The sequence below is a fragment of the Psychrobacter sp. DAB_AL32B genome (genome assembly GCF_002224105.1).
Lineage (GTDB): Bacteria > Pseudomonadota > Gammaproteobacteria > Pseudomonadales > Moraxellaceae > Psychrobacter.
The window spans coordinates 124,331-139,246 of sequence record NZ_NEXU01000017.1 but is presented as its reverse complement, the minus strand read 5'-3'; the positions used below and the strand labels follow the sequence as shown (position 1 = coordinate 139,246).

12 protein-coding genes are annotated in these 14,916 nt (G+C 42.0%); 2 read left to right on the top strand and 10 right to left on the bottom strand.

The features are described from left to right. Positions 1-722 precede the first annotated feature (722 nt). Together trmB and CAN34_RS02185 are read right to left on the bottom strand one after the other, a co-directional pair. Positions 723-1,451: a tRNA (guanosine(46)-N7)-methyltransferase TrmB gene (gene trmB, locus CAN34_RS02190; protein ID WP_254423051.1), complete on the bottom strand. Its 729-nt coding sequence runs from the start codon at positions 1,449-1,451 to the stop codon at positions 723-725. Positions 1,452-1,640: 189 nt separating this feature from the next. Beyond that, the gene (locus CAN34_RS02185; protein ID WP_089554242.1) at positions 1,641-2,075 is read right to left on the bottom strand and encodes a hypothetical protein; all 435 of its coding nucleotides are present in this window, start codon (positions 2,073-2,075) and stop codon (positions 1,641-1,643) included. 196 nt (positions 2,076-2,271) lie between these two features. Between CAN34_RS02185 and CAN34_RS02180 the strand changes: the two genes are divergently transcribed. Beyond that, positions 2,272-3,201 carry a DUF2628 domain-containing protein gene (locus tag CAN34_RS02180; RefSeq protein WP_089554241.1) on the top strand — a complete coding sequence of 310 codons (930 nt, stop codon included), beginning with the start codon at positions 2,272-2,274 and terminating at the stop codon, positions 3,199-3,201. Positions 3,202-3,214: 13 nt separating this feature from the next. Here the strand turns inward: CAN34_RS02180 and CAN34_RS02175 are convergent, their stop codons facing one another. Further along, positions 3,215-5,101 carry a monovalent cation:proton antiporter-2 (CPA2) family protein gene (locus CAN34_RS02175; RefSeq protein ID WP_089554240.1) on the bottom strand — a complete coding sequence of 629 codons (1,887 nt, stop codon included), beginning with the start codon at positions 5,099-5,101 and terminating at the stop codon, positions 3,215-3,217. A gap of 77 nt (positions 5,102-5,178) precedes the next feature. After that, positions 5,179-5,883 carry a hypothetical protein gene (locus tag CAN34_RS02170; protein WP_089554239.1) on the bottom strand — a complete coding sequence of 235 codons (705 nt, stop codon included), beginning with the start codon at positions 5,881-5,883 and terminating at the stop codon, positions 5,179-5,181. Positions 5,884-6,127: 244 nt separating this feature from the next. On the opposite strand from CAN34_RS02170, the gene CAN34_RS02165 reads away from it, so the two are divergent. Beyond that, a complete protein-coding gene (locus tag CAN34_RS02165) occupies positions 6,128-6,436 on the top strand; it encodes a hypothetical protein (RefSeq protein ID WP_089554238.1) in 309 nt (102 codons plus the stop codon). Between the two features lie 180 nt (positions 6,437-6,616). Here CAN34_RS02165 and CAN34_RS02160 read toward each other — a convergent pair whose 3' ends face one another. From CAN34_RS02160 to gmk, 6 genes are all read right to left on the bottom strand, one after another. Beyond that, positions 6,617-7,786: a cation diffusion facilitator family transporter gene (locus CAN34_RS02160; protein WP_089554237.1), complete on the bottom strand. Its 1,170-nt coding sequence runs from the start codon at positions 7,784-7,786 to the stop codon at positions 6,617-6,619. Positions 7,787-8,044: 258 nt separating this feature from the next. Then, the gene (locus CAN34_RS02155) at positions 8,045-10,426 is read right to left on the bottom strand and encodes a primosomal protein N' (RefSeq protein WP_089554236.1); all 2,382 of its coding nucleotides are present in this window, start codon (positions 10,424-10,426) and stop codon (positions 8,045-8,047) included. A gap of 63 nt (positions 10,427-10,489) precedes the next feature. Then, positions 10,490-10,870 (bottom strand): RidA family protein, encoded by a 381-nt coding sequence (locus CAN34_RS02150; RefSeq protein ID WP_079692499.1) that lies wholly within the window; start codon positions 10,868-10,870, stop codon positions 10,490-10,492. Positions 10,871-11,036: 166 nt separating this feature from the next. After that, positions 11,037-13,226: a bifunctional (p)ppGpp synthetase/guanosine-3',5'-bis(diphosphate) 3'-pyrophosphohydrolase gene (locus CAN34_RS02145; protein WP_089554235.1), complete on the bottom strand. Its 2,190-nt coding sequence runs from the start codon at positions 13,224-13,226 to the stop codon at positions 11,037-11,039. 385 nt (positions 13,227-13,611) lie between these two features. Then, a complete protein-coding gene (gene rpoZ, locus CAN34_RS02140) occupies positions 13,612-13,872 on the bottom strand; it encodes a DNA-directed RNA polymerase subunit omega (RefSeq protein WP_079692496.1) in 261 nt (86 codons plus the stop codon). A gap of 173 nt (positions 13,873-14,045) precedes the next feature. Further along, a complete protein-coding gene (gmk, locus tag CAN34_RS02135) occupies positions 14,046-14,672 on the bottom strand; it encodes a guanylate kinase (protein WP_089554234.1) in 627 nt (208 codons plus the stop codon). Positions 14,673-14,916: the final 244 nt, after the last annotated feature.

Sequence of the window (14,916 nt, the reverse complement as noted above, 5' to 3'; positions counted from 1 at the left end):
CAAAATCTAAGTCAAATGATTAGAGCAATAAGAGGCTATGCGACAGCTAGTGTCGTATAGTATAACGATGAAGTCTGCATAAAATATGCTCTGTTTTAGCTTAGCATTTAAACTTGATAACAAGGCTGTTTGTCAATAGGTTTATGAGTTGTCCACAACAAATAAAGCGACTTTATTTATGGTGTGTGAAACATCTGAGTAGATAAAATTAATATTAAAAATATTAAAAATAAATTAATTTTATTTTTAAATTGAGTATAAGATGTTGATATTTAATGAATTTTATATTGTACAAAAAATGAACGATTTTACCTTATCCTTTAAGCTGCCTAGGGAAATCCTTGTCAAGTAGCGACTTATACACAGGGTTATCCACAGCTTATGGGGAGAACTCACGAAGCCCTTATACTATCAATGTTTGCGCAGATAAGGAATATCATCCAGTCTGCCATTATTAGGGGTTTCTGTTTTTGCAAATTTAAATTTATCAATAATTTGCTTTGTAATCGCTATGTTTCACGTCAGGGTAGGCGGCTTATTTTTTTATGAAAGTATTTTATATTTTTAAAGTAGATAGCAGAGTAGGTTAGATTTTATACCTACCTCTATAAAACAGGCGCTTGAATAATGATAGCCATAAAAAAGCGGCTAAGGCACTTATAAATAGTTATAAGTATCTTAGCCGTTATATGGGGCGCTGTTAGGGTAAAGGCTTATCGGTATCAGTCTTTGAGATAGATTAAATCCCATACGCCATGACCACGCTCTAAACCACGGCGCTCGAATTTGGTCATCGGACGAAAGTCAGGACGGTCAGTGAAGTTGCCAACGCCAGCTTGATTGGTTAAGCCTGTAAAACCATCTAAAACTTCTACCATCCAAAAAGCATAATGCTCCCAGTCGGTAGCGGTATGGAACCAGCCACCTTGTTTTAAACTGCGAGTCACGATTGCCATGCGCTCAGGGCTGACGAAACGACGTTTGTAGTGACGCTTTTTTTGCCATGGGTCAGGGAAATACAGCTGGATGCGATCAATATGATTTTCTGGTAACTGCTTTAGCAATTGAATGGCATCGCCGTTGATGATTTTGACATTGGTTAAGCCTTGGGTGCCTGCCATATAAGCGCATTTGCCTATACCTGGCTCGTGTACTTCGACGCCAACGAAATTACGGTTAGGCTCTGCTACTGCCATCTCAATGAACGAATCACCGAGCCCAAAACCAATCTCTAACGTAAGTGGGGCGTCTCTACCATTAGGGCTATCGGTGAATAGCACACGCAAATCATCGATGCCATCAAGATTGCCATCGCCAAAACTGTTATTGACCAAATAATGGGCAAACTCTGGCGCAGTCAATGCCAGCTCGGCGTTTTTATTCATGTGCGTGCGTCGTTTCATAAACGTATTAACGATACGTAGATGTTTGTCATTCTCTGAAACGGCCATGGTATCGGAAGGAGTAGCAGTACTAGGCTCAGCTATTTGGTTTATATCGTTTGGACTATCGGTATTAGAAGGTTGGCTCATAATATTACTAAGACTTTATAAAGTTGCGAATATGAGCGTATTATAAGTTAAATCTGAGCAAGTGTGAACGTTGAATCATGAGGCATCTTCTAATTTCCTAAAGTCACCCTAAATCTCAACGCATAGTTTTAAACCTGTGCTAATGATATCGTTGATAGGAATTTTAACACCACTAGAGAGTGAATCTGTTTTAGGTTTTTCGGTATCTGCAGGAAAATCGAGCCAGACAGCATGTTCTGGGCGTAATAGTTTCATTTGAGTTTTATCGGGGTCTACGTTTGAATCAGTATTAAGAATATAACCTTCTCCAGTAGGTGTTGTCATAGAAACGATTGATTTATTATTGATGTCATCACACCTTATGACCACACTTTCGACAGCGAATGGCCACTGTCCTACAAAACTATTTTTATCAAAAACTAGCTCATTGGTATAAGGGTCAGAGATTGAGCTGATATTAGCCATAATGACTGTTAAAGCGATACCGATTAGTGCGGTAATAGCGAGGATTGATATTATTATATTACGTTTGAGTTTAGACATAAGAGAGTCACTGATCGTTTAATGATAAGAGTCTAGATACTCTATGATTGGCTTTTGCATAAGTTTATACTAAAGAAATACTATAAATATGGAATTATAATGAAAAATACAAAGGTGAGATTTGACATGATGGTTCACTATGGTGCGAGTGTTTTACTATAATCATCAATACGCTTTTTATTGAGAGCCTACTGCTATGTTATTTATCGAAACGGATACACCGCCTCCTTTTTATCAAGAACAACTGACCCCTGCCAGACGTACACAATTGGACAAATGGTTTATCAGTAATCGTAGCCAGCGCTATTATTTAAAACGCTTTGAGCAATTTGATAAACAAGGCTATCTCTCCCCAAAATGGCATTGGGCAGCGTTTTTTGTGACCTTTCCTTGGCTGCTCTACCGTAAGCGCTATATGGATGCGATTGTCTATAGCGTGGCAGGATGGTCATTTATCCAGCTCAATGTTGCTTTGGTATTGGTTACGGTGGAATTTTTGGCCATGCCTTATATCGCTGATGCTTATCAGATGACGATACGAGCAGCCATCGCTGCAATCATTTGGCTATTTTGGTCGTTTATGGTCGCACGCTGGACGGATGCTTACTATTATCGTATGGCACGGCGTGAGATTGCCGATGCTATTGATGACTATCCGCAAGATGAGCGCTTGCAACAAGCGCATTTGCGCCGAGAAGGTGGGGTTAGTTTGTTTGGATTAGGACTGGGCTTTGGATTTTTTGCATTTGCTCTAATGGTGATTAAGGTGCAGTTTTTGCCTATTATCGCCAAGCCAAAAGCAAATGAAGTATTGTTTGATGCCTATGATAGCGCTAAAACAGCACAGAATCGCGCAGCGCTGATATATCAGCAAACCGGACAATGCCCGATCAATCTGCCTATCAATACTGGCACTCAGCAAGTACGTATTGATATTGATACCAAGGCGGCGGGGGTAGCAGAAACCGACTGTGCCGTTATTGCGACGATTCAGAATGTTAAGTTCCCTATACGCTATCTAAATGATCATAATTTGGTTTTTTATCATGTACTAGGCGGTGATAATTGGGAATGTATAAGTTCACTGAATAAAAAGCAAGCACCTGAAAATTGTAGCGCTGATTAGTGTTTTATAAAGCTTAGTTTTTAGAATCAGTCGCGATATGGTCTTTATCATCGATTGGTACTGCTTGGCTTTTGAGCGCCTCATAAAAATCGCTCAAATCCATTTTACGGGCTTTATCAATGTCTTCATCAAATAAGCTTTCTAGCTCTGCCATCGCTGATTGGGTCGATTCAATCATACTGGCTTCATCGTCATAGATAGCTTGTTGGCGTTCAATCAAATCATCATCATAGTCGCGGAAAGTTTGTACCGTTTCGCGTGCTTTTTCTGGTGAAATACCAAGCAGCTGTAGCGACTCACGTGACATATCTAAAGAGGTTAAATAAGTCTCACGCCAAATATGACGGACGCCAACCTCGCGTAAACGATAGTAATGCTGGCGATCACGAGCTCGCGCTAATACAACCAAATCTGGATAGTTTTTACGCAGGTATTGAGCAGTGGTGATGGAGCGTTCTAAATCATCGATGGCAAGAATAAATACACGTGCTTTTTTGATACCAGCCGCCCGTAGTATCTCAGGGTTTTTTGGATCGCCATAGTAGACTTGATTACCAAACTTACGGACGAAATCGACTCGATTTGCAGAGCGTTCAATCGCTGTAAACTCAATATTGTGCATGCGCAATACACGACCGATAATCTGACCAACTCGCCCAAAACCAGCGATAATCACCTGATGCTCGTGGTCTGGAATCGTATCGTATTCGCGGCTTGGTTTACTTTTTGCAAATAACGGCTCACCGATTTTTTCTAATAATAAGAATGCCAAGGGCGTGAGTGCCATAGAGATGGTCACGACAAGGTTCAAGGTATTGGCAAGCTCAGGTCGCAAGACGTTTTGTGCCGTCGCCACGCTAAACAACACAAAGGCAAATTCACCGCCTTGGGCGAGGGTAACACCTAGCCGAATACTGGTCGGCCAGCGATTGCCTGATATTTTTGCGATCGCTGTAATGACACTGAATTTAATAAACATCAGCGCCATCGCACAGCCGATAATGAAGATGGGCTTTGCTAAGATGAGTTTGACATCGGTCAACATGCCGACCGACATAAAGAACAGCCCTAATAACAGGCCTTTAAAAGGCTCGATACTGGCCTCTAGCTCGTGGCGATACTCAGAATCTGCCAGCAATACCCCCGTTAAAAATGCGCCTAATGCCATCGATAGACCAATCTGACCCATTAAAATAGACACACCCATTACGATAAATAGCGCTACGGCTGTTAATAACTCTGACGCCCCACTTGACGCCACAAACTTAAAAAATGGTCGAACGACATAACGACTGGCGAAAATGAGTCCGGCAAAAACAGCGAATACCTTGCCAAAATAAATCAAGTCATAGCTTTGTTCGCGCACGCCTGATAAAAATGGAATGACGGCTAATAAGGGTATGACGGCAATATCTTGGAATAATAAAATCGTAAAGGCTTCACGACCATGAGTGCTCGAAAGCTGCTGTTTTTCAGTCAATATCTGTAGTACAAATGCAGTGGATGAGAGGGCGAGGCCAAAGCCGATGATAAATGCGGTATCGAGTGGTAAGGCGAAGAACTGATGTGAAAGCCACATTAATAACGTGCCAGTCAAACCAACTTGCAGACCACCCAACACAAATATAGAACGGCGTAGCGCCCATAATCGTGATGGCTGCAGCTCAAGCCCAATGATGAACAACAGCATCACCACGCCAAATTCAGAAAAATGCAACAGGCTCTCAGCGTCGCCTGCTACGTCTAAGACACTTGGACCCAATATCAGTCCTGTGATGAGATACCCTAAGACTGTCGCAATACCGAAGCGCTTACCAAGTGGTACAAAGAGCAGCGCTGCTCCCAAGAAAATGGTAGCTTGTAACATCAAATTTGGTGAGCCGGCGGCGGCAGCGAACATCTGGAATCCTTAGCAAGAACGATAAAATAAGCAGTAAAGCAAGATTACGCTAATAATAAAAACGATTTTAGTATAGTTTATTTTTTACGATAAATCTTCCATACGCCATTATCTGCCAGCGGATTACTATAAGCATCGTTACGGCGCTTACGCGGTGTCTGCCGACTGTCTACGATTTTAAAATCAGGTAGGGCATGAACGATAAGGCCCGTTCGATAAAAACGTACCCGTTCAGGCTCTAGCATCTCGCCCTTATTATCACGGCAAAACACATAAGCACGCAAATCAATAAACTCACGGTGGGCGACTAAACGCGTTTCATCATCATTATCAAACGCTACTGTCATACGCTCAATGTCATCAGCACTATAATCTCCGCATTTATCCGTAAGCGCACCGACCGAGCCGAAGCTTTTGGATTCTTTGGCGCGGGTCTTGGTCAGATGCAGCCTTTGAACATGATAGATAAACTGTGGTATCTCAAGGCTGGCGGGCAAGGGTAGATAATCAGGTGGCAGATTGGCAGCGGGGTAAAACGCCATCGCACGCTCGAGCAGATTGTGCCAACGTTGCTGGTATGCTTGGACTTCTGCTAAATTACCTTCATAAATAGGCATATCACGAACTTGACGTAGAATATCAGGCGGGAACTGCTCATCTCGAAAGCTAGCAATATCTTCTTGCAGCGTTGATAGCAAAACTTTGGCGTGTTTTTTGCCATCTTTTGAAATAGGATCGTCGATATAATCGGGGGCGACAAAAGGCGCTGAACGTCTAGACATGGCAGAAGGTCATCCATTGGTTACAAATTGGGCGGTACAGTTTTAAGTATACAGAATTTATATTAAAGATATGACCGCGAGTCTAAATTTCCCATCATTTTTAACATGCTATTACAATGCTAGAAATCAGCGGGATATAAGCTTATTTGAAATAAATATGCTTTATCTATTCATAACTGCTTATTTTAAGCGACCATGTAATACTAAATATAAAGAGTAACGGAAAGATGCAGAGTAATTTCTTATGAATACTCATTCACCAAATACGCCCAATTATCATAAATGGCGCGCTTTATTAAAAGGTATTGGCAACATAATATTAAGAATTGTCTGTGTAGGATTAGCAGTTACCGTTGGGCTTTGGTTAGTAATGGCATCAAATATGGGACCCGCTTATTTGCCTCATATCATGGATGGCGCATTAGATTTTTGGATTAGAATGATTCTGTTGGGGTCGGGGCTTGGGATTTGGATAAGCACAGCAGTATGGTTAATTTGGCTTATACTGCGTTATTTATATAGTCAGTTCAAAACAAAAGAGAAGCACTTATAATAACGCGCTATTGGTTATAAATTACTTTTGCTTGCTGTTCGCAGGCGTGACAGAGGCTGCAAAAAATTTATAACCAATAGCACTGTATCTTTTTTAAAGTGAATCCACTCTATGATGCAATAATCAATCTAGACGTCATTAATAATTGGCGACGTCTAGATTGATTATTGCATCATATTCTTAATGATTGTGACCAATATGGCTATTGCCCTCAACAGCTTGCTCTGAGATATTACAGACGAGGGCATCGCTATGCGTCTTGGTTTGCGGATGTGATGAGCTTTCAACCTGAATAGTGGCATGATGGATGTCGAGCTCAAGTAAGCTTTGTTCTAGATTGCCAATCAATATACTAGATTCACGAATGCTCATTTCACCATCGACGACCACATGACAAGATAAGGCATTTAGACCACTGGTAATACTCCAAACGTGTAGGTCATGTACTTTTTGCACCTGCGGATGGGCAACCAGTTTTTCTTCAACATTCACTAGGGATATGCCTTCTGGTGTGCCTTCCATTAAGATATGTACGGAATCACGCACGACACGGTAACCACTAAACAAAATTAGTATGGCAACAATCACTGACGCTGCCGCATCTGCCCACACCCAGCCAAAGCTCATCATCAATAGCGCAGCGATAATGGCAGCAACTGAGCCCATTAAATCACTCAATACATGCAAACAAGCACTTTGCATATTGAGGTTAACAGGTGCTTTAGTATCAGAAGTTGTGGAGTCATTTGAATCATGACTGTGTCCATGTCCATCGCCACTACGGCTACCTCGGTGCATAAGCCATGCAACCAAAATATTGACCAGCATACCGATAGTGGCGACAATCAGCATCCCTTGGGTAGCAATTTCAGGCGGTGAATTAAAGCGTTTAATGGCCTCATAAAAAATCATTAGGGCAATAATGACAAGCGTAGCACCATTGACCGACGCGACTAAAATCTCAAAGCGTTTATAGCCAAAGGTTTTTTGATGGGTGGCTGCTTTTTCCCCAATTTTGAATGCCATTAAGGTTGCGCCAAGTGCTATCGCATCACTTAACATGTGACCGGCATCGGACAATAGCGCTAAACTGCCAGTAAGCCAGCCACCGATTGCCTCAACAAACATATAGCCAGTAATAATAACAAAACTAAATAATAACGTGCGCTGATAGCCCTTCGTATCTCGCGGTGCGACTGTTTGCTCTAGATGTTCATCATGATCATGATTGTCTTGATTATCACCAGTGTAATTACTTTCCTCACCTTCCTGAACGTGTTCATGCGTATCAGCCGAAATACTCTGATGAGAATGGCCGTTTTTTTCAGGTTCTGGACGGTTTGGATTCATAACAACACTCAATTTTGCTGACAGTGGATTTAATGATCAAGATTTGCTTTATACAGGGTAGCGGTAGATTTTGGATTATAACAACCAAGTTACTATTATGAATTTACCATAGTTACAAACTTATCATAGTCCAATATTAGAAACTGTAATGACAAAGTAAAAATAATAGCGGCATCGTTCATTTGAAATAAAAAATATACTATAAAAGTGTTTTTCTAATATCAATTTATGATACTGCTAATAATTTGCAATTTTTAACTACCAGCCCACAGGATCGATGTCTAAAGTAAGCTTAAGATATTTCGCGCTTGGCAGAGCGAGTACAGGTTGCCACCACTGGCTCAATATATGGTGTAATTGTCGTCGATCTTTGGCTAAAAGCAACAGCTGCGAATGATAGCGGCTGTTCTTTTTACTCATCGGTGCATCGATAGGACCCAGTACAGCCAGATTATGCGCGTTTGGTAAATTGGCAATTGCATCTTTGAGCGCTTGCGTGGTGGCAGCAAGGGTTTTACCTTCACAACGTATCAGCGCGGCATGACTATGAGGAGGTAATCCCATCATCTTGCGCTCTTGCAGCAGTTCGCGAGCAAATGACAAGTAACCATCCTTCACCAATTTCAATAATAATTCATTGTCTGGTTGCAGCGTTTGAATCAATACACGTCCTGCTTTATCACCGCGTCCTGCACGCCCTGCTACCTGAATCATCAATTGCGCGGTATGCTCTGGCGAGCGAAAGTCTGCGGATAAAAAGCCGCGATCGGCATTGGGTAAGCAAACGAGCGTGACATTGGGAAAATGATGACCTTTGGCAACCATTTGCGTACCGACCAATATGGCAGGTTTACCTTTATTGATACGCTGATAAATATTTTCCCAGCTGTCTTTACGCCTTGTAGTATCGCGATCGATTTGAATAATGGGATAAAGCGCTTTACTGGTTTGCGGATTAGCAAAGATAGCGTGCAGATTTTCGCTTAGCCTTGTTGTGCCCATTCCTTTGGCATCTAGATTTTGGCTCGCGCAATCAGGGCATACAGTTGGAATATAGGCTTGCCAGTCGCAATGGTGGCATTTTAAATAAGAGTTGCTTGAATAATTGCTACGCTGAGCTTGGCTATTATAATGAACGGTTAAATGCGCATCACAACGCGGACAATCTGCCTGCCAACCACAAGCCTCGCATAATAAAACAGGGGCATAGCCGCGACGGTTTAAGAATATCAATACCTGATCACCAGCCTCTAGCGTTTGCCGTATTGCACCGATTAACGCATCCGTCAGTCCGGTATCATAGCGTGCGCCATCATCTTGCGTTTGTTGGTGGGTGCTTTGCAGGCGTGCATCGATGAGCTGCATGGGCGCAGGCTTAGCATTGCCAGGACGAGTCAGCAATAGGCATTCCACCAGCTTGCCTTCATCGACCAATTTTAGATGCTCAAGAGAAGGGGTAGCAGTACCAAGGACGACGGGAATTTTGGCTTGCAGTCCGCGATATAGAGCGACGTCAGCGGCATGATAACGCAGTGTATCCTGCTGTTTATAGGAGCCATCATGCGCTTCATCAACGACGATGAGCCCTAAATCTGCGAACGGATATAGTACGGCTGAGCGCGTACCGATGATGATTTGTGCATGACCAGTGCGGCAATCTTGCCATCCTTGTAGGCGATGAGTGTTATTCATACCTGAATGTAGCAAAACAATATGAGCAGCAAAGCGACTGGCAAAACGCGCGCGCGTCTGCGGTGTTAACCCAATCTCAGGCACTAAAATAAGCACTTGCTTGCCAGCTTCTAATACTGCTTGCATGGCTTGTAGATAGACCTCAGTCTTGCCACTACCAGTAATACCATTTAATAAAAAGCCTGTGTAGCGTTTGGCTTCATGCGCAGCAACAATCGCAGCAACGGCAAGCTGTTGCTCATCATTGAGATCAAGTGGCATTTTTGCCAATTTGACAGGAGTGGCTGCTTGTTTTGGTTCAATATAGCGCTCAATGAGTTCTTTTTCTTCCAGTGTTTTTAAAAAGGCTCGCTGCATACCTTCTAATAACAGTATATCCTCACTCGCGCCGTGCTCACCATGTAGCTTTAGCATATCAAATTGCTTCTTTTGCTTTTTTGCATTGGCACGAAAGTCATCATCAGTGATATGTGGCAAGATGCGCCAGTGGGTAATGAGCAAATCTAGCGGTTTACCTTGACGAACCAAAGTGGGCAAGATGACTGCCAAGACCTCACCAAGGGGGTAATGATAATAACGTGCCAGCCAATAGGCGAGCTTGAACATGCTGTCATCTAAAATAGCTTCAGCATCTAAGCATTTATTAATAGGTTTAAGCTTCTTGATGGGTACGCTGCTATCAGTTTGAGCAATATGAGCAACTACAATACCGATTAAGGTTTGATGACCAAATGACACTTCAACACGACTGCCAATTTGCGGTATTTGTGTTGAGCTATTGTTTGGCGAAGCATTTGGCAAAGTACTTATATCTGCCGGTAGGCTATAGTCAAACACCCGATAAAGGGGCACGGGTAGAGCAACTTGTACCAACATAAAAAGGCTTCGCAGTTTGATTGGGTTAATGTGAAATGAAAATAAAGAGGGAGAGACGAATAAGCTTAGCATGAGGCTAAGCTTATGATGGTTCAATATAAAATACTATTATTTAAGCAAGATTGAATATCAGACTTATTCAATATATAAAATAGACTCAATTTCGACCACGCCACCTTTAGGTAATGCCGCTACTTGGACGGCTGCACGGGCTGGATAGGGTTCGGTCAAATTGGCCATGAATACTTCATTTAATGCCGCAAAATCATTTAAATCGGTTAACGATACATTAAATTTGACCACGTCATTTAAGCTGCCACCAGCTGCTTCACAGATAGCTTTGATGTTTTCAAATACTTGCTTCGCTTGCGCATCAAAACCTTCTTTTAGCTCCATGGTTTTAGGATCAAAACCTAACTGACCTGAAATATAAACAGTATTGCCAACTTTTACCGCTTGCGAGTAAGTACCAACGGCTGCAGGTGCTTTATCAGTTTGGATGGTTTGACGGGTCATAATCTATCCTTATCATATTTTTGGGTGTTTAATGTACTAAAGCTACTTGCCAAGATATTGATAGAAGCGTTTAGCACGATTGAAATTTTCTAAAGTTCGAAATGATATATGCTTTAAGAGGCGACTTAAAAGACATAGGTTTTAACAGTTATTTTTATAAAAGTATTTATAGCTGATATAAGCGCATGATATTTGGGAAACCAAGTAACGAGCGTAGTTCGCGAATACCTTGGGCTAAGTGATTGCGACTACGAACCACAATATGGATGATGGTATCGCTGCTACGCACGTCGACTTTTTCAACGCCTATATTTAACTGCCGCAGATGATAAATAACTTTACTTATTTGCTCATCACTCAGCGCCACAGACAGTCTTAAGTAAGCGGGAAAACGAATTTTGTTACCGTGATCTTCTGAATCACTTTGTTTTATGGCTTTATCATTGCGCCAGCGCAGTTGGATAACTTGATAGGGATTGTCTTTACGAATCTCGTCAAGCGAGAAGCACTTATGCCGATGTACGACCAAACCATGACGGGATAAATGGCCAACGATAGGATCGCCATAAATGGGGTGACAACAATTGGCAAAATCAAGCTCAACGCCTGAGGCGTTAACGATCAGCTGCTGTGGTTGTGTCATATCATCGATACGTTCTTGCGATTGTATATCGCTAACTTCATCGCTAAATAAACGCGTTACCACCAGTTGCGGCAATAGCGTACCAGAGCTTATCTGCTCAAATAGCGCCTCTTTTTCTGTCAGTCCGCGCCATTCTGTTAGATTCTTCCAATCACTATCGGTTAAGTCATCCAAGCTTTTTTGATAGGTTTTTAGCGCGCGATCTAATGCTTGCATGCCATGATGTTGCTTATCAGCAGCAGATAAATCTTTGAACCAGCGCAAAATTTCTTCACGAGCTTTATTAGTTACCACAAAGCCAAGCCATTCAGCTTTTGGTTCAGAGTGACTGTTTACTTCGATTTCAACCAACTGTCCATTTTTAACGACGGTACCAAGCTTAGCAGGTTTGTTATCGATATTAGCACCAACGGCGACATTACCAACCATAGGTCCAACCGCATAGGCAAAATCTAGCGCGGTTGCCCCTTGCGGTAACTCATAAGCGCGCCCTTGCGGACTATAACAAATGATTTTGCTGGAGTGCAGATAGTCCATCAGTTCGTTAATGGTAGAAACCGCAGCAGCAAAATCAGGATTGCCTGCGTTTAAACAGTCTTCATCGACCAAATCTTTCATATTGCGCAATGATGCTTGTATGACTGATTGGCTAACATCAGAGGCGTGTTCAGCGCCAATGACGCCGAGCCTTGCCGCATTCTGCATTTGCTTTGTCAAAATAGTGACTTTGACAAAGTCATTATCACGCTCATAGATAAGGGTAAGCGATTGATTGCCACCAGGTAAGGGTCTACGGATATTATCTTCAATATGCCTGTCATCTATCTGGTATTTTTTAATCAGATAATAAGCCAACTTATCACATGCTTCGATATTATCTAGCACAATCTCAAAAGCATAATGGCGTAGCAAGGCATTAATCTCACCGCGATTTCGGAAAAACTGCCGATAGATAACCACGCGATTGTCCAAAACCTTAACGTGTCCACCACCAAGACCTAAATTGTTTAATACAATAGTCAGATAACCATGAATGGCTTCTCTTTGAAAATTACGTCCAAGCCCGTGTTGTAGCAGCTTATCAGAGATTTTATTATACATCTCAGAATCAAGGTTGCGATAACAGAGCACTTCGATATAATCGGCAATGTCATTGAGACCCATCAGACGTGCAAAGGGTACATAAAAATCCAGTGTTTCTTGAGCGGTGGTGCGTTGTTTTTCAGGGCGTACCGCATCAAGTGTTGACATATTATGCAAACGGTCAGCAAGCTTGATAATCAATACACGCGGGTCAGCGAGTGTGGCAGTCAGGATTTTATGAAAGGTGGCGGCTTTATTTTCTTGTTTATTATGCGTCGACGACTTTAATTTGGTTACCCCATCGACCAGTCTGGCGACCACTTTGCCATAGCGCTGTTCGATTTGTTCATCACTTACCTCAGTATCTTCGACCGTATCATGCAAAATTGCCGCAATGACCGTATCTCGATCCAAGCGAAAGCCAGCCAATATCTCGGCGACTGCAATCGGGTGCGTGATATAAGGCTCTCCTGATTTGCGCTTGTCTTTAATATGCGCAATATCACCGAACTCACAGGCATCAATAATATCACGACGCTCAGCGGCAGTGAGATAACCTACTGAACGTACTAGATTGTATTGAGCGTCATCAACTAAAGGATGACTAAGTTTAGGCAAGGTTTGACTCATAAAGTAACGATCCTATTTTCCATTACCTGTTTGCCTGATTATTTATTGAGGTAAAGAATCTATCAAGGTAAATAATGACTGAATAAATGCTGAGCTACTATAAAAAGCAGAAAAATATATATAGATAGACCACCCTCTAATTAATCTTAAATCGTCTTCAATGTCAACCGCTAAGGGGGTAGGCACTGCAAAAATTAAGAAATTCTCACTCAATGGTATGTTTTAAGTGGTCAACGGTTACTAAAACAGTAAAGGCAGTATCATTACAACCAAAAAACCACAGCCTATGCTGTGGTCTCTATCGTCAGTCAATCTGTCTATTTATTTTATAAAGCCATTAGGCGCTTTAGGTTTTTTATCTAATAGACCTTATCTAGGCGGTTTATTAAAAACTATGATCGCCTGATAGTGCTAAATCCATTGAGCTAGTAGCAAAGTTATGCTCAGGCTGGTTGAGGATATCGCGGGTGATTTTGCCAGCAGCAATTTCGCGTAATGCCAATACTGTTGGTTTGTCGTTATCGACGTCAACCAACGGCTCAGCAATACCTTTGGCTAGCTGACGGGCGCGCTTGCTTGCGACTAAAACCAGCTCAAAGCGATTATCAACATTATCCAAACAATCTTCAATCGTCACTCGTGCCATAAATAGCTACCTCGGTTGTTTTTATTAGTAACGGACTTGCCCGCCACTCAATAAAAATAATATCAAAAATATAAAGGGTGATAGCTAGGCATTATAGCATTTTTTGCTTATACGCGTAGTTGCTTTTTATGTCTAGTTACTGAAAGAGCCCAGAATAATAGTCGGCGTGCCAATTATTCTTCTACCTTCGGATTTAGCAAGTTGGTAATGGTGCGATGATAACGCTGCTGTTGACGACTAAGGGTCTGCCTATCCGCGACGATAATGGCTTTTAGCTCAGTCAAAGCGACCTCAAAACTATCGTTGATAATGACATAATCAAAATTGACGTACTGTGCCATTTCAGTCACTGCGCCGGCAAGACGCTGCTCTATCACTTCCACAGTATCTTGCCCACGCGTCGAAAGGCGTTGACGTAACGTTGAAAGACTCGGCGGTAAAATAAAAACCATCGTCGCTTCGGTAAATATCTTTTTGACCTGTAGCGCCCCTTGCCAATCAATCTCTAATATAACATCAACGCCTGCCTCTAGCTGCGTGCGTACACTTTGTTCTGAGGTACCATAGTAATTGCCAAACACTTCAGCGTGTTCTAAAAACTTATTTTCACCAATAGCCGTTACAAAGTTATCGACGTCAGTAAAATGATAATGATGACCATCAATCTCGCCAGGACGTGGCGTGCGTGTTGTGTGCGAGATACTGACGGTTAAATCATTGGTGGTGGCCAGTAGTTGCTTTACCAGTGAAGTCTTGCCCGTACCTGAGGCGGCGGTGATAATAAATAATGAACCTGTCATACAGTCTGTCCTAGTAAAGTGTGTCCTAATAAAAGACTAAAAAGTGCCTTAGTAAACGGCTAAAGGCTGGTAAAAAGAAAAAACACCATCATGTATGGTGATAGAAACTATAATCATAATTGAGGCATCATTATAAACTGCTTTGTCTACTTTTATTTTACTTAAAACGACTCTTATCAACGCGCTATTAGCATACTGCCGCTTCCATATACAACATTGCTATTAAGACACTGCTTTTTTCAAG